This window comes from Bradyrhizobium sp. USDA 4503 (assembly GCF_054055815.1).
In genome coordinates, this window is the sequence record NZ_JBSRXS010000001.1 from 962627 (window position 1) to 983717 (window position 21091).

19 protein-coding genes are annotated in these 21091 nt (G+C 65.4%); 7 read left to right on the top strand and 12 right to left on the bottom strand.

What is annotated here, in order from left to right:
• The first annotated feature begins 139 nt into the window (after positions 1-139).
• Entirely contained in the window at positions 140-1027 is an 888-nt protein-coding gene (locus ACVMIH_RS04595; protein ID WP_141343071.1) for a YicC/YloC family endoribonuclease, read from the top strand.
• A gap of 3 nt (positions 1028-1030) precedes the next feature.
• Positions 1031-1684 (top strand): guanylate kinase, encoded by a 654-nt coding sequence (gene gmk / locus ACVMIH_RS04600; protein WP_456860867.1) that lies wholly within the window; start codon positions 1031-1033, stop codon positions 1682-1684.
• 59 nt (positions 1685-1743) lie between these two features.
• Here the strand turns inward: gmk and ACVMIH_RS04605 are convergent, their stop codons facing one another.
• The 8 genes from ACVMIH_RS04605 to lptF form a co-directional block, all read right to left on the bottom strand.
• Positions 1744-2826 (bottom strand): hypothetical protein, encoded by a 1083-nt coding sequence (locus tag ACVMIH_RS04605; RefSeq protein WP_253590441.1) that lies wholly within the window; start codon positions 2824-2826, stop codon positions 1744-1746.
• Positions 2827-3117: 291 nt separating this feature from the next.
• A complete protein-coding gene (locus ACVMIH_RS04610; RefSeq protein WP_028344804.1) occupies positions 3118-4176 on the bottom strand; it encodes an alcohol dehydrogenase in 1059 nt (352 codons plus the stop codon).
• A gap of 19 nt (positions 4177-4195) precedes the next feature.
• On the bottom strand, positions 4196-5050 hold the full coding sequence (gene rsmA, locus ACVMIH_RS04615; protein WP_057019884.1) for a 16S rRNA (adenine(1518)-N(6)/adenine(1519)-N(6))-dimethyltransferase RsmA: 855 nt from the start codon (positions 5048-5050) through the stop codon (positions 4196-4198).
• The gene (pdxA, locus tag ACVMIH_RS04620; RefSeq protein WP_076831975.1) at positions 5051-6052 is read right to left on the bottom strand and encodes a 4-hydroxythreonine-4-phosphate dehydrogenase PdxA; all 1002 of its coding nucleotides are present in this window, start codon (positions 6050-6052) and stop codon (positions 5051-5053) included.
• Between the two features lie 17 nt (positions 6053-6069).
• Positions 6070-7017: a SurA N-terminal domain-containing protein gene (locus ACVMIH_RS04625; protein WP_456860869.1), complete on the bottom strand. Its 948-nt coding sequence runs from the start codon at positions 7015-7017 to the stop codon at positions 6070-6072.
• Positions 7018-7099: 82 nt separating this feature from the next.
• Entirely contained in the window at positions 7100-9517 is a 2418-nt protein-coding gene (locus ACVMIH_RS04630) for an LPS-assembly protein LptD (protein ID WP_253608914.1), read from the bottom strand.
• Between the two features lie 77 nt (positions 9518-9594).
• Complete coding sequence (gene lptG, locus ACVMIH_RS04635; RefSeq protein ID WP_028335173.1) at positions 9595-10692, bottom strand: LPS export ABC transporter permease LptG; 1098 nt, start codon at positions 10690-10692, stop codon at positions 9595-9597.
• Entirely contained in the window at positions 10689-11855 is a 1167-nt protein-coding gene (gene lptF, locus ACVMIH_RS04640; RefSeq protein WP_016847429.1) for an LPS export ABC transporter permease LptF, read from the bottom strand. The genes lptG and lptF overlap by 4 nt, the downstream gene beginning before the upstream one ends.
• A gap of 370 nt (positions 11856-12225) precedes the next feature.
• Here lptF and ACVMIH_RS04645 point away from each other — a divergent pair, with 370 nt between their 5' ends.
• The 3 genes from ACVMIH_RS04645 (at position 12226) to ACVMIH_RS04655 (ending at position 14852) form a co-directional block, all read left to right on the top strand.
• A complete protein-coding gene (locus ACVMIH_RS04645) occupies positions 12226-13728 on the top strand; it encodes a leucyl aminopeptidase (RefSeq protein ID WP_310884763.1) in 1503 nt (500 codons plus the stop codon).
• A gap of 15 nt (positions 13729-13743) precedes the next feature.
• Complete coding sequence (locus ACVMIH_RS04650) at positions 13744-14196, top strand: DNA polymerase III subunit chi (protein ID WP_028335176.1); 453 nt, start codon at positions 13744-13746, stop codon at positions 14194-14196.
• 101 nt (positions 14197-14297) lie between these two features.
• Positions 14298-14852 carry a hypothetical protein gene (locus ACVMIH_RS04655; RefSeq protein WP_083715152.1) on the top strand — a complete coding sequence of 185 codons (555 nt, stop codon included), beginning with the start codon at positions 14298-14300 and terminating at the stop codon, positions 14850-14852.
• 383 nt (positions 14853-15235) lie between these two features.
• On the opposite strand, the gene ACVMIH_RS04660 is transcribed toward ACVMIH_RS04655, so the two are convergent.
• The 3 genes from ACVMIH_RS04660 to ACVMIH_RS04670 all read right to left on the bottom strand — a co-directional run bounded on the left by ACVMIH_RS04660 (position 15236) and on the right by ACVMIH_RS04670 (position 17862).
• A complete protein-coding gene (locus tag ACVMIH_RS04660) occupies positions 15236-17098 on the bottom strand; it encodes an ABC-F family ATP-binding cassette domain-containing protein (protein ID WP_076831987.1) in 1863 nt (620 codons plus the stop codon).
• A gap of 107 nt (positions 17099-17205) precedes the next feature.
• Positions 17206-17388, bottom strand: a complete 183-nt coding sequence (locus ACVMIH_RS04665; protein WP_038377182.1) for a hypothetical protein — start codon at positions 17386-17388, stop codon at positions 17206-17208.
• Positions 17389-17598: 210 nt separating this feature from the next.
• Positions 17599-17862 carry a hypothetical protein gene (locus ACVMIH_RS04670; protein ID WP_018271306.1) on the bottom strand — a complete coding sequence of 88 codons (264 nt, stop codon included), beginning with the start codon at positions 17860-17862 and terminating at the stop codon, positions 17599-17601.
• Positions 17863-18208: 346 nt separating this feature from the next.
• Between ACVMIH_RS04670 and ndk the strand changes: the two genes are divergently transcribed.
• Entirely contained in the window at positions 18209-18631 is a 423-nt protein-coding gene (gene ndk, locus ACVMIH_RS04675) for a nucleoside-diphosphate kinase (protein ID WP_016847423.1), read from the top strand.
• 112 nt (positions 18632-18743) lie between these two features.
• The gene (locus ACVMIH_RS04680) at positions 18744-19583 is read left to right on the top strand and encodes a TerC family protein (protein ID WP_057019890.1); all 840 of its coding nucleotides are present in this window, start codon (positions 18744-18746) and stop codon (positions 19581-19583) included.
• A gap of 3 nt (positions 19584-19586) precedes the next feature.
• Here ACVMIH_RS04680 and ppx read toward each other — a convergent pair whose 3' ends face one another.
• Positions 19587-21089, bottom strand: coding sequence for an exopolyphosphatase (ppx, locus tag ACVMIH_RS04685; RefSeq protein ID WP_057019891.1), 1503 nt, complete (start codon positions 21087-21089; stop codon positions 19587-19589).
• Positions 21090-21091 lie beyond the last annotated feature (2 nt).

Genomic DNA, 21091 nt, shown 5'->3' on the forward strand with positions numbered 1-21091 from the left:
ATCATGCTGTAGCTCTGCATTTTCCGGTGGTGGAACGTAATTCCACTTTCACGGAATCCGTTTTAAGGTCGCACCGGCTCCCCACGAGTCTCGCAGGCTCCGGGTGAGTCCCATATCCTTCTGTTGGAGAGTTCACGCGATGGCGCTGTCGAGCATGACTGGCTTTGCCCGAAGCCATGGCGCAAGCGGTCCCTATACGTTCGAGTGGGAGCTGAAATCGGTCAATGCCAAGGGCTTTGACCTGCGGTTGCGGCTTCCGCCGGGCTGGGACGAACTGGAAGCGCTTGCCAAGAAGCGGGCCGGCGAGCTGCTGTCGCGCGGCACGGTCTACGCCAATCTCAGCGTCAAGCGCACCGACGCGGCGCAGACGATCCGGATCAATGAGGACGTGCTCGCCGCCGTGGTGAAGGTCGCCGGCACGCTCGCGCAGCGGATCGACGCGGTGGCGCCGAGCATCGACGGACTGCTCGGCATCAAGGGCGTCATTGAGGTGGTCGAGCCCGAGAGCAACGAGGACGAGGACAAGGCGGCGCGCGAGGCGGCGGCGATGGCCTTCGAGCAGGCGCTCGGCAGCCTTGTCGAGATGCGCCGCCGCGAGGGCGATGCGCTGGGGCAGATCCTGATGCAGCGGATGGACGAGGTCGAGCGGCTCGCCAGGCGCGCCGAGACCGCTCCCGGCCGCAAGCCCGAGGCGATCAAGGCGCGGCTGGCCGAGCAGATCGCGGCCCTGCTCGAGACGTCCGACCGCTTCGATGCCGACCGCCTGAACCAGGAGGCGATCCTGATCGCCACCAAGGCCGACATCCGCGAGGAACTCGACCGCATCGCCTCGCACATCGCCCAGGCGCGCGAGATGATCGGCAAGGGCGGTCCGGTCGGGCGCCGGCTCGACTTCCTCGCCCAGGAATTCAATCGCGAGGTGAACACCTGCTGCTCGAAGTCGAACGACGTCGAGCTGACCAACACCGGGCTTGAAATGAAGAACGTGGTCGAGCAGTTCCGCGAACAGGTCCAGAATCTGGAGTGAATGATGACGGCGCAGGGTTTTGACGGCGTAGAGCGGCGCGGACTGATGTTCGTCCTGTCGTCGCCGTCGGGCGCCGGCAAGACGACGCTGTCTCGCATGCTGCTTGAACGCGAGCCGGGCCTGAGGATGTCGGTGTCGGCGACCACGCGGCCGATGCGGCCGGGCGAGGTCGAGGGCCGCGACTATTTCTTCGTCGACAAGAAGAAATTCGAGAAGATGGTCGAGCAGGGTGAACTGCTCGAATGGGCCACCGTATTCGACAACCGCTACGGCACGCCGAGTGCGCCGGTCGAGGCCGCCCTAGCGGTGGGGCAGGATGTTCTGTTCGATATCGACTGGCAGGGCACGCAACAGCTCCACCAGAAAGCCAGCGCCGATGTGGTGCGGGTGTTCATCCTGCCGCCGTCGGCCGCCGATCTCGAGAGGCGGCTGCATACCCGGGCGCAGGATTCGGAAGAGGTCATCCGCGGACGGATGAGCCGCGCCAGTCATGAGCTGAGCCATTGGGCGGAATACGACTACATCGTCGTCAACCACAACGTCGACGATGCCTTTGCCGAGGTGCAGTCGATCCTGAAGGCCGAGCGCCTCAAGCGCGAGCGCCGCACCGGCCTTACCGAATTCGTGCGCGGCCTGCAGCGTCAGCTCGAGAAGTAGCGCGTTGCGGACGTGATGCGAGCGCATCACGTCCGTTTGCATTTTTTCCTAAGCGGACCTTAGTTCGTCGCGCTGCGCGCAAGCCGCTGCAGCATCGCGGCGATCTGCTTGTTGTCCTGCTCCCTTTGATCCCGATCACGCGTAGTCTCGCGACGTGGAGCAGGCTTCTCGGCGCGGCGTGGAGCGGGCGTCTCCGCACGGCGCGGAACGGGCGTCTCGGCGCGGCGCGGCGCAGCCTCGGACAGCCGCAGCGGACGATCCCGGCTGACAACTGCCATCGGGGGCGCCGGCTCGGTGTGCAGCGAATCCCACGGCGCCTGCCACTCATCCTCGGTCTCGTAAGGCGGCGTACGCGTGCGGGTCAGCCGGAAAACCAGCGTGCTGACCAGGCCGGCCAGCGCCAGGGCTCCAACCATCACGATCAGCAGCATCTGCGTCGACGACGGTGACTTCTCCACGGACGCTTCGGCCGTGGCGGGGGCGGCAGGCGCCGGCGCGGCCGCCGGTTGCGGCGTCGTGTCTGCCTGCGCAACCGCGGTCGGCTGGTCTGCGGCGCGTCTGGTTCCGTTGGTTCCGGCCATGCTCGATGCATCCAGCCATCTGGCGTTCACGTCGGACGGCTGCGCGTTGGTACCGGTGGGCGTGGCTGCCGGGTCGGGCGTCGCTGCCGTTCCGCCGGCCTGGCCGGCGTCGGCGCTTGGCGCAGGTACGGCTGCGACCTGGGGCGAGGGCCATTCGGCATGAGCATCGGCGACTGATCTGCGCATCGCCGGCTGCTGCGGCGCGGGCTGGCTCTGCGGCGTCGGCTGGCTCTGTGGCGGCGTCGCGTCGGCCGTTGTGGTATCGGGCGCTGCTGCCGCTGGCGGCTGCTGCGTGCTCGTCGTCGCCGTCTTGGCGGCCTTGTTCTTGGCCTCGTTCTTGGCCTCGCCGAGATACCAGCACTTCTTCTTGCTGCGATCGAGATGGTAGAACCAGTGGCTTCCCGCAGGCGCAGTTCCCTTGGGCGCGGCCAGGCAGGTGTCCGCCGTGTTGTTGGTGCTATTGGCCGTATTGGCGGCGGTCTGGGCCATGGCGCTGCAACTGGCGCCGGCCAGGATGCTGGCGGCAAGCGCCGCAGCGAATTTCGCTGAACGATTTGACATACGCGTCCCCGGTATCTCTTTTTTAACGCAAACGCTGGAGATCCCAATCTCGGCAAAGAGTTGGGTCGCAATGCGCCGCAAATCCGGAACGGGTGGGGCTTAATTGGGGCTCGCGGCGTGCCGCAATTGCGGCGAGCCCGAGGCCGCGGAACGTGAACCGAACGATGGCTTGGTTCGACCGTCAGGTTCCATCGGAGCGGCCGCGTCCCGCTGGCGGTAGCAGCACCGGCGGGACGTCATGTCTCAGCGTGATCTTTCGGAAAACCGCGTCACGCTGTTCCGGATCATGCTCTAGTTCTTCAGGACGATGCGTCCGACGACCTTGCCGGCGCGCAGCTCGTCGATCCATTTCTGGACGTCGGCCATCGGCTCTTCCTTCATCGGCGTCGGCTTGATCTTGCCGGCGCGGGCGAGCGCCATCAATTCCTGACCTTCGGCCAGCGTGCCGACCATGAAGCCTTCGATGGTCATGCGCTTGTACACCCACTGCACCATCGGCAGCGTGAATTGGCCGCCCATCAGGCCGGACACCACGATCTTGCCGCCGCGCGCGACCGTCGACACCGCAAACGCCATCGACTTCTCGTTGCCGGCAAAGTCGACGACGCCGTCGAAGCCGCCGTCGCTCTCCTTCAGCATGCGCTTGACGACATCGGGCTCTGCCGGGTCATAGGCGGCCGCCGCGCCGTTTTTCAGCGCGGTCTCGCGCGCCGCGGGGCTGAGATCGGCAACCGTGATCGGCTGCTTGAACATCGCCTGCGCGAATGACAGGCCCATCATGCCGACGCCGCCAAGGCCGATCAGCAGCAAATTGCGTTGGCGCGGACGATCGACCAGGCGCTTCAGCGCGCCATAGGCGGTGACACCGGAGCACATCAGGGTGGCGGCCTGGTTGACCGGCAGCGGATCGTAATCGAGCAGGTATTTTGCGTCGGGCACCAGCACGTGGGTGGCGAAGCCGCCGTCGATCGAGACGCCGAGGAAGCGCTGCTTGACGCAGAGGTTCTCGTCGCCGGCGAGGCAGTCGCGGCACTGGCCGCAGCCGATCCAGGGGAAGACGGCCTTCTTCGTCCCGATCAGATCCTTCGGCGCATCGGGGCCGACCTCGTCGACCACGCCCGCGATCTCATGGCCGAGCGTGAAGGGCAGGGTCATGCCGCGGGTGGTGTCGAGCTTCTTGCCGCCGCCGAGATCGGCGTAGCCGTCCTGGATGTGGAGATCGGAATGGCACAGGCCGCAGCGCTCGATGCGCACCAGCACTTCGCGTCCCTGGGGCTTCGGCGTGTCGACGATGGTTTCGCACAGCGGTGCATCGAATTTGACGAGGGATTGGCGAACCATACGCGCCATTACGTTTTCTCCTGTTGTTCTATTTTGTGGCCCGTATATCGGCCAATTCCCGGGCCATGGCAACAAAGCCCGCGACCGGAATGGTTTCGGCGCGCCGTGTCGCGTCGATATCGGCTGCGGCAGCAAGCCGCGCCGGATCGACCGACAGCGATTTCAAACTCTGGCGCAGCATCTTGCGGCGCTGGCCGAAGGCGGCGGCTGCGACCTGCTCGAGCATGCGGCGGTCGCACGGCTCGGGCGCGGCGCGCGGTATCAATCGTACCACCGAGGACGTGACCTTCGGTTGCGGCACGAAGGCCGCGGGCGAGATGTCGAACAGGATCTTGGTCTCGGCGCGCCAGTTGGCGAGCACCGCGAGCCGGCCATACGCCTCCTCGTCCTCATGGGCGACGATGCGCTCGGCGACCTCGCGCTGGAACATCAGGACCATCATGTCGTACCAGGGCGGCCACGGCTCGATCGACAGCCAGTCGACCAGCAGCTGGGTCGCGATGTTGTAGGGCAGGTTGGCGACGATCTTGGCCTTGGCGCCATCGAGCAAGGGACGCGGGTCAAAGCGCTGCGCGTCGCCATGCACGATCTCGATGCGGCCGGGATAGCGCTTGGCGATATAGTCGAGCGCAGCCAGCGCCCGCTCGTCGCGCTCGATGGCGATCACGCGCTTGGCACCCAGCGCAAGCAGCGCGCGCGTCAAGCCGCCGGGACCGGGGCCGACCTCGATCACGGTGGAGTCTTCCAGCGGGCCCGCGGCGCGGGCAATGCGCGCGGTGAGGTTGAGATCGAGCAGAAAATTCTGGCCGAGCGATTTGCGCGCCGACAGCGAATGCTCGCGAATGACGTCGCGCAGCGGCGGCAGATCGTCGATCGTGCTCACTTAGCTTGATGCCGCGGCCATGCGCGCGGCGAGCCGGAGGGCGGCGATCAGGCTCGACGGATTGGCCTTGCCGGTGCCGGCGATATCGAATGCGGTGCCGTGATCGGGCGAGGTCCGGATGAAGGGCAGCCCCAGCGTGACGTTGACGGCGTCCTCGAACGCGACGGTCTTGATCGGGATCAGCGCCTGGTCGTGATACATGCAGATCGCGCAGTCGTAGGTCTTGCGCGCGGCTGCGTGGAACATGGTGTCGGCCGGCAGCGGGCCCCGGACGGCAATGCCGTCGCGGCGCAGGATCTCGACCGCGGGCGCGACGATCTCGACGTCTTCCATGCCGAGCGTGCCGTCTTCGCCGGCATGCGGATTGAGGCCGGCAATGGCGAGCCGCGGCGCCGCGAGGCTGAACCGCGCCTTCATGTCCGCGACCACGATCCGCGCGGTCGACACGATCAGGTCGGTCGTCAATTGCGCCAGCGCCTCGCGGACCGACACATGGATCGTCACCGGGACGACGGCGAGCGCCGGCGACCACAGCATCATCACCGGCTGCGGCGCGCGCCCGCCGTTTGCGGCAAGCTCGGCCAAGAACTCTGTATGGCCGGGATGTCGGAAGCCGGCGCGGTACAGCACGTTCTTGGCGATCGGATTGGTGACGACGGCGCTGGCCTTGCCGGCGGCGACATCGGCGACGGCCTGCCGGATCGATGCCAGCGCCGCATCGGCACTCGTGCCGTCGGGCTGGCCCGGTCGCGCCGTCACCGTCTTGCCGGTCGCAACCACGGGAAGGGCGCGTGCGAACGTCGTGGATGCCTCCGCGGCGCTGACCTCGGCCAACTCGACGGCAAGCCCGAGCGTCTTGGCGCGTTCGGCAAGCGCGGCGCGGTCGCCCAGCAGATAGAACGGCGGGAGATCGAGTTCGCGGCGGCGCAGCCATGCGGCGAGCGTGATGTCGGGGCCGATGCCTGCGGGCTCGCCGGATGTAAGTGCGAGAGGTTGAGCCATGCGTCAACGATAGTCGATCATCGCCCGCCTGGATATTCGATCATCGCGGCTTTTCGGACTTCCTGCAGGTAGGCCTTCGACTTCGCCTCGTACTTCTGCACGTACATCTTGTCGCGCATCTCACGCTTCTTCGGCGTGTCGACGGTGGTTGCCTTTCTGCCGCAGAGGGCGACCATTTCAACTCCCTGCTTGGTGACCTCGGGAGGGGTGAGGTGGCCGACCGGGGTCTTGTCCAGGATGTCGCGCAGCGACTGCGGCAGGTCGGCCGAGGTCTTCACGACGATCTCGCGGATCGCGGCGTTGCGCATCGACTTGAAGAAGGTGTTGGCTTCCTCGCAACTGGTGACGCGCTCGCGCAGGCTGTCCGCTTCCTTGCGGCGTCCCTCGAACTCCGACTGCGGCGCGCCGCGGGGCACGATCAGAACGACCGGCTGCATCCTGTATTCGAATGCCTCGGCCTCAGCCGCGCCTCCGGCCTCCTTGACCGCGTTGGCCACGTCCTTTTCGCCAACCTGCAGGCTTTCCTTGAAGCGGCCGCGGACCAGGCTGGTCCAGACCATGTCGGCCCTGATGCGTTGCTTCAGCGTATCCGGGCGGATGCCCTTGCCCTCGAGCACCTTGGTGAGCTGGTCGCCGGAAAGCCGCATCCGCTGCGCCATGCCGCCGAAGGACTGGTCGATATCGCCGGCGGAGGGATCGACGCCGAATTTCTTGGCTTCCTTGATCTTCAGCTTCTCATCGATCAGCTCGTCGAGGACGGTCTTCCGATCAGGCGTCCTGCCGCCGGTCAGGGCGTTCAGCTTGGCGCGCTGCTCGATGTCGTAATTGGTGATGGGCTCGCCATTGACCATCACGGCGATGGTCTGGGCATGCAGTCGCGCACCGCCTCCGAGCAGGAGGAAAAGAGCCAGCAGGGAACTCAACACTAGCTGATGGCGGCGCGTTGGCAGGCTACCGGTCGTCATTATCGTCATGTCAGCCGTTTAAACCAATTCAAGCCGGAGCCACAGGCCCGCAGGCAATCCAAGCACCCCGCCAGACCGCTCGCTACTGCATGCCAGCCGAACTGCTGGACGTGGAGGTCTGCGCGATCGTCCGCAGCCCGATCTGGAACATGAACGCGTGGCTGAGGACGGGCGGCGTCGAGCCAGCCTGATAGGTATAGGACGTGACATAGTTGGCGGCCAGCACGAAGCAGTCGTCCACATAGCCCGCGCCGAACGCGTACTGGTTGATTTTGTTCGCTTCAAGGTCCCAGCGCGCCGCGCCCTGAACCACCCAGTTCGCCGCCACCTTGATCGATCCGCTGGCGAGGATGCCTTCGCGGCGCGTCAAATAGCCAAGCTCCGGCTGCGCGGCATAGTCGCCGTACATCAGGCTGACCGACCAGCGGTCGAAGTTCGCGCTGGCCTGGGCCTCGAACCGGTTGATGTTCCAGGTCGCCTCGTCCATCCGCGAGCGGACGCTGAACGTGTAGGTGCGGTTGGGCGAGTAGGCGAGGCTCGCGACATAGTCCGAGCGCGGATTCTGCAGGCCGGAATCGATGCCGGTGTTGGTGACGTCCGCGACTGCGAACGAGTTCAACCCGAACATCTGGTAGGACTGTCCGAACATCGCCTTGACGCTGCCGCCGCGATCGAACTGCGTGGTGGCCTGCACGCCGACATTGGCGCGGCTGCCGCCTTCGACGCGGTCGTAGCCGGAGAACTTGTCGATCGCGAACAGGTTCGAGGTATCGAACACCAGGCTCTGCGCGTCCTCGTTCGGAAGCTTGCCGGCGCTGGGTTCGTCGGGCCGGATGATGACCTGCGCAATCGGCTCGATGGTCGTCGTGCCCCACGGCTGCACGTTGATGAAGGGGTAGCGGTACTCGAAGCCGACGGTCGGCATCAGGCGGACCGTCTGGGTGTCGCCGACCGGCAGGAAGTTGGAAACGCCCGGCTGGTTCGAGATGTCGGCGTTGATGGCATCGGCGCGGACACCGACGAACGGCGTCCAGATCTGGCCGAGCGGGTCGGTATAGGATTTACGCCACTGCGCCTCGGCGGTCAGCCTTGTGTAGGTGCCCGGCATGCCGCGCAGCAGGCACTGCGACGGCGTGCGCGCCATCGGGTCCGCGGATGTGGTCAGGCACAGGCCGTTGGTGTTGGCCGTCGTCGTGATCGGGTCGAACACCGCGGTTTCGCGGGTCAGGTTGGTGAAGTTCACCTTGTAGCTGAACTCGCCACCGAAGATCGGGCTGTTGATCACGTTGTTGTAGTCGATAACGGGCGCGACCACCGGAACCTGGTTCTGGTTGCCGGAGTAGCTGAGATAATAGATCGCGCGTGCGTCGAAGAAGCTGCGGTTGCCGACGCCGGTCAGATAGAGCTGCGAGATCGCCTCGGTCGGCAGCGACAGGAACGATCCGAACGGATCCTTGTACTGGGCCAGCCGGTAATCGGACATGAAGTAGTAGTCGGACAGCAGCACGCCGTCCCAGCCCCAGGTCCATTTGTCGTTCAGCGCGAACTGACCCTTGGTCTCGATGCCGCCGCGGAACTGGCGGTCACCGGGCTGGCCGGCGAAGGCGCCTTGATCAAGCTGGTCGATGCCGTAGAGCCGGATCTGATAGGCGCCGTTCGACAGGCGCTGACGGAATTCGCCCTGGAACAGCACGCCCTGCTTCGAGGTGATGCGCGGATTGAACGTCGCGTCGAAGTCCGGCGCGAGCGCGAAGTAATAGGGGATTTCGACGCCGACGCCGAACGCCGAATACGTGGTGAAGCCCGGCATCAGGAAGCCGCTCTTGCGCTTCACGGTCGGATCGGGCGTCGAGAAATAGGGCAGATACGCCATCGGAACGCCGAAGAACTCGAGCTGGGCGTTCTCGAAATAGAGCATCTTCTCGGTCTGGTTATGGATGATGCGCGCGCCCTTGACCTGCCAGAGCGGCGGCTTCTTCGGATCATCCTTACAGGGCGCACAGGCGGTATAAACGCCGTTGTCGAACACCGTGTAATTGCCGCTGGACCGATCGGCGCGGGTCGCCGCCATGCGGGTCTGGTCTTCGGTGTCGACGCGCAGCGAATCGACGAACCCATCGCGGTAGTCGTCGCTGAGATCAAGGATGTTGGCGTAGGTGATCTTGCCTTCCGCATCGGTCATGCGGATGTTGCCTTCGGCATGAAGACGCTTGGTCTTCTGGTCGTAGATGACCTTGTCGGCCTCGACGCTGGTGCCGTTGTAGAACATCTGGACGTTGCCGACGGCCGAGATGCGCTGGTTGTTGTAGTCGTAATCGACCTCGGTCGCCTGAACGAGCATCTGCCCGTCATTCTTGGCCGGCGGGCGGGGCGGCTTCGGCGGACGCGGATTGTAGGTGAAGGCCTGCGCGGCAGCCGGCGTCGACGCGACAACATCGAGCGCGCTGACCACGACGAACGCGGCGAGGAGAGCTGAGATCGAAACGCCAAACGCGGCCATGCGGCTCCGTTGACGGCGCAGGACACTGCGCCGCCCGAGAGCAGGCGACCTCAACTGGCGGGCGGCGACGATAGCCACTACCCGTCCTCCTGGTACAGCAAGGCTAAGAAACCGGTGAGGCTGCCCACAACGACAGGCAACCACGCCGCAGCGATGGGATGCATCAACTCAGCCTTGCTCAAATCTTCAGTTACTTTCGACAGCACGTAGAGCAGAAAGCCTGCGCCCACGCCACTCAAAACCATCTTCTGCACGCCGCCCATCCGAAAGAAGCGGAGGCTCACAGAAGCCGCCAACATCACCATCGCAGCCAGCAAAAACGGCTGTGCGATGAGCTTGTGATACTGCAAGCGATAGCCGGCCGTCGCGAACCCTGAGCTCTCCGACGAACGGATGTAGTTCGGCAGTTGCCAAAAGGACACAGTTTCCGGGGTGGAGAAACTGTTGCGCACCTGTGCCGGGGTAAGGGTGGTGGTCAAGTAGAAGGTGTCCTGATCCACCGGAGGCTTATCGAGGGTGAATCGGCGCACGCCCTTGAACACCCAACGGCCGTCTTCGAGCGCCGCTTCGCGCGCTTCGATTCGCTCCTTGAACTGGAGCGCCGTATCGAATCGGAACACGGTGAGGCCGGTCAGCCGGACGCCCTGCTGCTCGCTGCGGGCCGCATTGATGATCGCCTGACCCTCGTCGTTGATCTGGTTCAGCCAGAAGCCGGACGCGTCCTGAATGCCGCCGCCGGGCGCCGAGCCGAACAGCTCGGCTTCCATCCGTTTGGACAGCTCGCGCAGATTGGCCGATACCGGATTGTAGGCGGTGGTCGCGAAGATGCCGAGCATGATCGCACTGGCCAGCGCCGGCGAGATGAATTGCCAGGCCGAGACGCCGGCGGCGCGGGCCACGACGAGCTCCAGCCGACGCGACAAAGCGAGGTAGCAGGTCATGGCGCCGATCAGCACGCAGAACGGCATCAGCTTCTCGAGCAGCTGCGGCACCCGGAATAGCGAAGTTTCCGCGACCGTGATCGCGGAGGCCGAGACGAGGCCCGACGTCTTGCGCACCATCTCGATGTAATCGACCAGCACGAGCAGCACGAAGATGCCCGCGAACACGCCCACCGCCGCGACCACGAAGCGGCCGGCGAAATAACGCCCGAGCGTGTTTGTGACCATGCTCATGCGGTTGCCGGCCTCCGGAAGAGGCGCGCAATGCGCTCGTTATTCCTGTTGATCGCTTCCATCAGCCGCGGCGGCGGTTCGACGACCACGCCGCCGACGATCATCCAGATGCCGATGCCGATGCCGCCGAACAGCATCAGATACTGCACCAGCGCCGCGAGCGGCGTCTTCACCGCCATGACCGAGCAGGCGAACCCGACCATGCGCAGGCCGAACACCGCGAATACCGAGCCGCCGATCGAGAAATTGCGGCTCTGGCGCGTGGTGCGCGGCGCGCCGAGGAAGGCGAAGGTGAGGGCAGCGAACGCAAACGGATAGATCGGCGCCATGAAGCGATCATGCAGCTCCGCGAAGAACTGGCCCGACAGCTGCTGATAGGTCTTGTCTTCCTCGTCCGGCCACATCAGCTCCCAGAGATAGCGCTCGCGAATCCCGAGCGTGACGTCGCGGCCCTGCGAGAATTTCGACATGTCAAAGGCGTAACGGGCGAACGCGACCAGCGCCGGATCACGCTTGCCAACCTCGAACCGTTGCAGATTGCCGTCATAGAGCACGAGGTACGAGCCTCGGTCGGTCTTCTGCACGGTGCCGTGGTCGGCGATGATGGTGACGCGCTCCTGCGGATCGCGGCGATCGTCGACGAAGACGCCGCCGAGCACGCCGCCGGGCAGGCGCTCGCGGATCCGGATCGTCAAGTTCTGGTCGAGCTGGGCGAAGCGGCCGGGCTGCAGGATGTTGGTCAGCACGTCGGCGGTGATCTCGGCGTCCCACTGCTTGATTCGACGCATGCCGTCGGGGGCGAGATAGGCGCCGATGAAGGCGACCAGCGCCGCCACCACGCAGGTGGCAAGGAAGAACGGCCGGAACAGCCGGATCGGTGAGAAGCCCGCCGCGTTCATGACGATGATTTCGGAATCGGTCGCGAGCTTGTTCAGCGTATGGGAGATCGCGATCATTAGCGCGATCGGGGCGATGATCAGCACCAGGGCGGGAATCACGAGACCGGTGATGCCAAGGAAGGTGAGGATGGTCTGACCCTGGCTGGTCATCAGATCGATGCCGCGCAGCGCTTGCGTAATCCAGATCACGCCGGTGAGGCTGACCAGGACAAGCGCAAACGACGCCAGCGTCGTTTTGAAGATGTACTTGTCGATCGACCCCATCGCTACCGCACGACCCCCAAGGCCCCCTGCACGCAACCAAACGCACGGCTTTCGACCATCCCCGTCAACCCGGGTTCCCCTATGGTCGAGCCGCGGACCCGTCCGGCTCACTCTCTAGTCACTCTCTCACTACCATCCCTTTGATCCGTCAACAAAATGGCCGGGCCAAGGCACGCTTAATTTATGGTTAATTAATCGCTTTTGTGGCCTTCCGGCCACTCCGGCGCTTGGCAGCGGCGCAGCCGGCAGGTCATAGTGTACGACAAGCCCGGTCCGGACTGGTTCCGGACCGCCATCGCAATGCTCACCCCGCGTGCCGGAAGGACCGCCTCAGGTCCGAGCAACACCCTGAGTTCTGGAGGATTTTCCTATGTCCGACGCCGTCAAGGTCGGCTTTGTTCCGATCTCCGCGTCCGCTCGCGGTATTCTGGTGGTCTTTTGCGACGACCAATTGAAGCTGGGAGCCGCCACCCGGAAGGCGCTGGGAGTTGCCGCCGAGACGGTCAAGCGGGCCGCGGCCGCCAACCAGTTCAAGGGCAAGAGTGGGGCGGTCCTCGACATCCTGGCGCCGGAGGGAATCAAGGTCGAGCGGCTGATCGTGATCGGCACCGGCAAGGCGGCCGACCTCAAGGAGAAGGATTTTCTCAAGTTTGGCGGCGTGGCGGCCGGCAAGCTCAATGCCGGCAGCGGTTCGATGACCGTGGTCGCGGAACTGCCCGAAGCCGCGATGGCCGCCGGCCAGGCCGCCGCGATCGCCACCGGCATCCGTCTGCGCGCCTACAAGTTCGACCGCTACAAGACCAAGAAGAAGGACGGCGAGGACGGCGCCCTGCGGGCCGACGTCTCGATCGCCGTCGACGATGTTGCCGCCGCCAGGAAGGCCTACGCGCCTGAAGCGTCCGTCGTCGACGGTGTGTATTTGGCGCGTGAGCTCGTCAACGAGCCGCCGAACGTGCTGTATCCCGAGGAATTCGCACGCCGCGCCAGCCAGCTTCGCAAGCTCGGCGTCAGCGTCGAGGTGCTCGACGTCAAGGCGATGACCAAGCTCGGCATGGGCGCGCTGCTCGGCGTCGCGCAGGGATCGGCGCGACCCGGCCGCACCGTGATCATGCGCTGGAACGGCGGCAAGAAGAGCGAGGCGCCGGTCGCGTTCGTCGGCAAGGGCGTCTGCTTCGACACCGGCGGTATCTCCATCAAGTCGGCCGGCGGCATGGAGGATATGAAGGGTGACATGGGCGGTGCGGCCTGCGTGGTCGGGCTGATGCACGCGCTGGCGGCGCGCAAGGCCCGCGTCAATGCGGTCGGTGCCATCGGCCTTGTCGAGAACATGCCCGACGGCAATGCGCAGCGTCCGGGCGACATCGTCACCTCGATGTCCGGCCAGACCATCGAAATCATCAACACCGACGCCGAGGGACGCCTCGTGCTCGCCGACGTGCTCTGGTATGTCGCCAAGAAGTTCAAGCCGAAATTCATGGTCGATCTGGCCACGCTGACCGGCGCGATCATGGTCGCGCTCGGCACCGATCACGCCGGCATGTTCTCTAACAACGACGAACTCGCCGAGCGGCTGGCCAAGGTCGGGCTCGAGACCGGCGAGAAGGTGTGGCGCATGCCGCTCGGTCCCGAATACGACAAGCAGATCGATTCGCAATTTGCCGACATGAAGAACACCGGCGGGCGCAACGGCGGCTCGATCACGGCAGCGCAATTCCTGCAGCGTTTCGTCGACGGCACGCCGTGGGCGCATCTCGACATCGCCGGCACCGCGATGGGCGCGCCGAAGACCGAGATCAATCAGAGCTGGGGTTCGGGTTATGGAGTCCGGCTGCTCGAGCGGCTGGTCTCCGACTATTATGAAGCCAGGAAATAGAGTGTCGGCCGGCGCATGACCGAGGTTCTGTTCTACCACCTGCAGAACATGACGCTGGAGAGCGTGCTGCCGCCACTGCTCGAGAAGTCGCTCGAGCGCGGCTGGCGCGTGGTCGTGCAATCGACGTCACAGGAGCGTGCCGAGACGCTCGACGCGCATCTGTGGACCTACAGCGACGATTCGTTCCTACCGCACGCGACTTCGCGCGTTGCCGACGCGCAGGACCAGCCGATCATCCTGTCGATCGAGGAGGGCAACCCGAATCGGGCCAATGTCCGCTTCTTGGTCGACAATGCGGCGCTGCCGGCCGACTGCGACAGCTACGAGCGGGTGGTCCTCGTGTTCAACGGCGACGACCCCGACGCGGTGGCCTCGGCCAGGGAAAGCTGGACCGCTTGCAAGGCGCGCGGCTTCGAGGTCACCTATTGGCAGACCGACGAGCGGGGACGCTGGCAGCGGCGCCAATAGCGATAGCTACTAATTAATGATAATTCGACGTTTCTTGGGGCGGGCCACGGTCATGCCGCAAAGTGATGTTCGGACAAGCCCTTAGGTAAGGGGTAGGAGCTTTGTCGATCGTGCGGGACGGAACATTCAGTCGGAAGTCGCTGCTGGCGTTGCTGGTGCTTGCACCGGGACTTGCCGGCTGTTCGGGCGCCGGATCCGACTTGTTTTCGCGCGATGCGGAATGGTTCTCGCGTCCCGGGCGGGTGTTCATCCGCAACATCTCGATCGAATCGCCCCCACTGACGCCGGACAAGCCGGTGACGAACGACGATCTCGTCAGTGCCGACGGCAGCTGTCCAGGCATGGCACCGCCGCCGGGCGCCACCGATGCCAACGCACAGGCCGGCGGTGCACCACCGCCGCAGCCAACGGGCGGCAGCGTTGCACTCGGCCACACTGAATGCGACGTCGTGCGCGGCATCGGCGCGCCCGACAGCGTCAACCTGTCCAGCGCTCCGGGCGGCGGGCGCGTTGCGGTCGTGACCTGGTCGCGCGGCGCGCGCGCCGGCATCTACACCTTTACCTCGGGGCGCCTGTCGTCCGTCGAGCGCGGCCCGGATCCCGTGCCCGAGCCGAAGCAGGCGAAGCCGAAGAAGAAAAAGACCTCGCACGGCTAGAGCGTTTTCGCCGCAGCGGCAGGCCAATGCCTGCATGCGCGGGCATGATACCGGACGCGCGGACATCACACCGGATAGAATGAGAGCCTCGGCTCCCTCCACGGGTCGTCCCTGCCTAGTGCGCAATTGCGCACGGGAGCACGGACCCATACGCCGCGGCGGATGTGGTTATGGGGACTCGTCGTTCGACGATCGTGCAGCAACGACCATCTGTGGTTATGGGTCCCTGCTTTCGCATCGGCGGGCGCAACCCTAGTGCAGATGAGTAAGTTCTCTGCGGTTTTCGGCCAACTCTTTGAGAAGACTCCGGAAAGACTGCGGAGGATATGTATATACGCTAGTGCTTTCGCAGGGACGACATCGGATATGTGGCTCCGCCCGGTCTAACTCGCCGCTTCGTCGAGTTCGGCGCTGGCTTCCAGCCAGTCTTCCTCGGCGCGCTGTAACGCGCTCTCGGCGCCGGCGCGCGCCTTGGTCAGTTGCGCGGCCTGCTTGGGGTCGCGGGTAAAAATATCGGGCAATGCGAGTGCGGTATCGATCTTGGCGATGATGGCGTTGATGCGCTCGATCTCGGCCTCAGCTTGCGCGACCCGCTGCCTGGGTGAAGCACGCTTCTCGTTGCGGATGCGCTCCGGCTTCGCGGCCTCCTTGACGCGCTCGCGCGAGGCCGGCCGGCCGTCATTGGCCGACAGGATCATGCGTCGATATTCGTCGAGATCGCCGTCATAGGCCGTGACGGTCTGGTTGGCCACGACCCACAGGCGGTCGGCGCAGGCCTCGATCAGATAGCGATCATGCGAGACCATGATGATGGCGCCGGGGAATTCGTTGATCGCCTCCGCGAGCGCCGCACGGCTGTCGATATCGAGGTGGTTGGTCGGCTCGTCCAGGATGATCATGTTCGGGCCGTAGAACGTGGCAAGCCCCAGCAGCAGCCGCGCCTTCTCGCCGCCCGACAGGCTCTTCACCAGCGTGTCGCCGGCCTTGCCGGAGAAGCCGATCGCACCGACGCGGCCGCGCACCTTGCTCTCCGGCGCCTCCGGCATCAGCTTGCGGATGTGATCATAGGGCGAGCCGTCGAGATTGAGCTCGTCGACCTGGTGTTGGGCGAAATAGCCGACCGACAGCTTGTCGGCCCTCGTGATCCGGCCGGCAAACGGCGCGAGCTTGCCCGCCAGCAGCTTGACCAGCGTCGACTTGCCGTTGCCGTTGGCCCCTAACAGCGCGATGCGGTCGTCGGTATCGACGCGCAGCGTCACGCGATTGAGCACCGGCTTGCCGGGCTCGTAGCCGACCGAGACGTCATCGACCGCGATGATCGGCGGCGACAGCAGCTTCTCCGGCGCCGGGAACGAGATCTCATGAACATCCTGGGTCACCAGCGCGGTGATCGGCTTCATCCGCTCCAGCATCTTCACGCGCGACTGCGCCTGCCGCGCCTTCGAGGCCTTGGCCTTGAAGCGGTCGACGAAGTCCTGCAAGCGCTTGCGCTCATCGGCCTGCCGCTTGGCGTGCTTGGCGTCGAGCAATTCGCGCGCGGCGCGCTGGTCCTCGAACGAGGAATAGGTGCCCTTGTAGAGCGTCAGCCGGCCGCGATCGAGGTGCAGGATCTGATCGACCGAGGTGTCCAGCAGGTCGCGGTCGTGGCTGATCACGATCACGGTGCGCGGATAGTTGGCGAGGTGGTTCTCGAGCCACAAGGTGCCTTCGAGATCGAGATAGTTGGTCGGCTCGTCCAGCAGCAGGAGGTCGGGCGCGGAGAACAGCGTCGCCGCCAGCGCCACGCGCATGCGCCAGCCGCCGGAAAATTCCGCGCACGGCCGCGCCTGGTCTGATGTCGAGAAGCCGAGGCCGGAGAGGATCGCCGCGGCACGGGCGGGCGCGGAATGGGCGTCGATGTCGACCAGCCGGGTCTGGATTTCGGCAATCCGGTGCGGATCGTGCGCCGTCTCGGCCTCGCGCAGCAGCGCGTCGCGCTCGAGATCGGCCTTCAGCACGACGTTGATCAGGCTTTCGGGCCCGTCGGGCGCTTCTTGCGCGAGGCTGCCGATACGCCAGCGCGGCGGCAGCGCGATGCTGCCGCTCTCGGTCGGGATGTCGCCCCGGATGGCGTGAAACAGCGTCGATTTGCCGACGCCGTTGCGGCCGACAAATCCGACGCGGGCTCCGGGTACAATTTGCACCGAACTGTGATCGATCAACAGCCGTCCGGCGATCCGGACCGAGATGTCAGTGATGGAGAGCATGCAGCGTTGTCACCGGACCCGCCGCCAAACGCAACCCCGTCTGTTCGTAAAATCTCTCCCGGAGCTGTTGCAAAAACGCAATTGGGCTGCTGGTCAGCCCTCAACATCTAATGGCGATCGCCTTCCCGTCGTTGCATCTCATCGAGGAGTTGCTGCAGGCGAGACGAAAGTGCGGGCTCTGGCCGCATGCTTTGCTGAAGCCGTTCGCCTACGGCATCGCAGATGTAACGGCAGGTCTTGTGATCAATCTGATCGGCGTCCTTGTCGATCTTGCTCATTGTCATCGTCATGGCATGTCTCTTGGCGAGTTCCACCTCGCATGTTCGAGTAGCTCCTCGCCATGACAAGTCGCGACCCCGAATTTGGTTTCCGCGCCTTGCTCTCGCCTTGAGGTAGTGGGTCCCATATATGCCCGGGTTCCCCCGGCGGACCCGAAAAAAGCCCCGGCGCGAGGGCCGGGGCGAGAAGCAAGTCAGGGGAGCAGTCGTAGATTCGATGGATCAGTAGCAGCGGTTGACCAGGCGCCAGCGGGGCCCCCACGGGGTCGGCACCACGCGGCGCACGTAGCAGCCGCCGCCGTAGCCATAACCGCCGTAATAGGCCGGGCCGCCGACGATGACGCGCGGACCGCCCCACCAGCCGTGGTGCCATCCACCGTGCCAGCCGCCATGCCAACCACCCCACGCAGAAGCGGAGGTCGGGGCGAGCGCGGCGGCACCGAGCGAAACCGCGGCGACGGCGGCAAGCGAGAGTTTGCGTAACATGATCGTCTCCTCGAGGTATGGGCGCGCGCGACGCGCCCGCGGTGACATTTCCCGAGACGTCCTGTGAGGCTTGCGGATGGGGGGCCAGCAAGGCGTCCGATCGCTGCAGAGCCTATGTGACTTGAGCTGAACGGCAGCGGCACGGCGCTGACAGAATGGGTTCACCTAGGTGAAATCGCGGTAAGTTGGCCGAGCCGGCCGCTGTCCGGAGGGCGCCCTAACGACGGTTTTCGTCGTGAAAATGCGTCAAAACTAAAGGCTAACGCGTCACAGGGTCGCTTGCCGTTATCCCATCGCGCCGATATAAGCCCCGGCAACTCCCAGCCAAGTTTACAAGGACGAAATCATGGCGATTGAACGCACCTTTTCGATCATCAAACCCGACGCCACCGAGCGCAACCTGACCGGCGCGGTCAATGCGGTGATCGAGAAGGCGGGCCTGCGGGTCGTGGCGCAGAAGCGCATCCGCATGACCCGCGGCCAGGCCGAGACCTTCTACGCCGTCCACAAGGCGCGTCCGTTCTTCGGCGAGCTGGTCGACTTCATGACTTCGGGCCCGGTTGTGGTCCAGGTGCTGGAAGGCGAGGGCGCTATCCTGAAATATCGCGACGTGATGGGCGCGACCGACCCGTCGAAGGCCGCTGAAGGCACCATCCGCAAGCTCTATGCGAAGTCGATCGGCGAGAACTCGGTGCACGGTTCGGATGCGCCGGAGACCGCGGTGATCGAGATCGCGCAGTTCTTCGCCGGCAACGAGATCGTCGGCTGACACCGTATTGCTGAAAGTGGCGCGGTCTGCCGAGGAGACCGCGTCGAAGTAGAACCGGGGAGCGGCGGACGACCGCCGCCAGGGGCGGCCGCAAGGCCGAATAGGACTCGCTGTGGACTGGCTGTGGCAGATCTTTGATCCGGCGTACATCGGCGCGTTCTTCACCGAATTCAAGAACGAGATGGCGACGCCGACGTTCTGGGTCGCCGTCGGCAAGATCATCTGGATCAACGTCCTGCTGTCGGGCGACAACGCGCTCGTGATCGCGCTCGCCTGCCGCGGGCTCGCGCCGCGCCAGCGCCTGTGGGGCATGATTCTCGGCGCCGCCGCGGCGGTGCTGCTGCGCGTCATCTTCACCGGCATCGTCGCCAGCCTGATGGAGCTTCCCTATTTGAAGCTGGTCGGCGGGCTGGCGCTGATCGTGATTGCCGCCAAGCTGCTGGTGCCGGAGCAGGAGGACGAGGACAGCGTGCACGCGGCCTCGCATCTGTGGGCCGCGGTTCAGATCGTCGTCGTCGCCGACATCGTGATGAGCCTCGACAATGTGATCGCGGTGGCCGCCGCCGCCAACGGCAGCGTGCCGCTGCTGGTGCTCGGACTTGCGATCAGCGTTCCCCTGATCGTTGCCGGCGCGGCGCTGATCATGGCGCTGCTCACCAAGCTGCCGGTCCTGGTCTGGGCCGGCGCCGCGCTGCTCGGCTGGATCGCGGGCGACGTCATCGCGACCGATCCCGCCGTGCATCCGAAGCTGGACGCGCTGTTCGCCGGACCGCTCGGTACCAAGCTCGATTCCTGGCTGACGTCGGTCGGGATGTCGCCGCAATTCGCCCATGGCGGCAATGGCGGCGAGATCGCGCTCGCGGTGCTCGGCATCATCGTGGTGCTGGTTGTGGGGTCGATCTGGCGCCGCCACGCACTCCGCAAGGCCAAGCACGCCGCCAAGGCGGCGTGAGGTCTAGCGCCGCACGATCGAGCCGGCGCGCCCGACCAGCCGCGCCAATTGCTTGAAGCGGCTGCCGACGCGGTCGGCGACCAGATCCACCATCCGGTGCTCGAACACCAGCATCAGCTTGCGGCCCTGGGTGCGGAAATGGGTTGCCGGCAGCACGCCGGTGCGCGCCGCCGTGATCAGATGCGCGACGCGAAATGCGGCGCCGAGCACGCGGGCGCGCTCGTCCATCGCCGGCGTCACCAGCGCGCGGATCTGCGGCGGCGGCTCGTTTTCCTCGCTGAGCCCGGCGTAGCGATAGAACACCGAGAGCGCGACGAAGGCGCGGCCCTGATGCGTGATCGAGCCGAAATTGCCGTTCATGATCAGGCTGAGGGTTTCCTCGCCGCGATGATCGGGATGCACCCGCCAGCCGATGTCGGAGAGCAGGCACGCGACGTGCCGCAGCCTGCGGTCTTCCTCAGTCTCGCGCAGCCTGACGACGCGCACCAGCCGGTCGGTCCACGCCGTCAGCTCCTGGGCGTGGCGGGCCGAGCGCGACAGCAATTCGTTGAGGTTCTGCGCGGCGCACAGCAGTCCGTCCTTGGCGCGTTCGGCCTGCGGCAGCATCTCGTAGAGCAGGCCCTCGCGTACGCCGAAGGTCGAGAACACGATGGTCTTCGGCTGGGCCACGCGGATGATGTATTCGAGCACGAGCGCGGCGTAGGCCAATAGCGGCCGCCGCGCGTCAGCGACCGACTCGATATTGGCCAGCATGTTGGTGGCCGCCAGCCGTCGCAGCCGCTGCGCAAAGTCGAGGGCGTCGGCCGCCGGGATCGAATAGCCGTGCATCACCTTGAGCGGGTAGCCGCTCTGGATGATGTGAATGCGCGCCAGCGCACGCCAGGTGCCGCCGACGGCATAGAAGGTACGGCCACGCCCGGTCTTGAGCTGGGCGACGCCGAGCAGCTCGTTTTTGACGATGCGTTCGGCGCGCTTGAGCGATTTGTTGGAGAGGTCCTGCAGCGCGAGGCTGCCGAGCGGCAGCGTTACGCCGCTGCGCACGCGGCTGCCCTTGACATCGATCAGTTCGAGCGAGCCGCCGCCGAGATCGCCGACGATGCCGTTCGGATTGTGCACCCCCGAGACGACGCCGAGCGCGGACAGCTTCGCTTCACGCGGTCCGGTGAGGATCTCGATCTTGGCGCCGCAGATGCGCTCGGCCTTGGCGATGAAGTCCGGACCGTTCTTGGCGTCGCGGCAGGCCGCGGTCGCGATCGCGTAGACGCGGCCGACTTGCTGGATCCTGCACAGCGCACGAAAACGGCGCAGCGCGGTGAGCGCCTTGTTGACGGCATCGGTTGCGAGCAGGCCGGTGCTCTGCACCTCGCGCCCGAGCCCGCACAGCGCCTTCTCGTTGAAGATTGTGATGAGGCTGCGCGCCATCGCCTCGTAGACCACGAGACGAACCGAGTTCGAGCCGATATCGATGACAGCGACGCTGGAAGCGCGCTTCCGCGGCCGCTTCACCG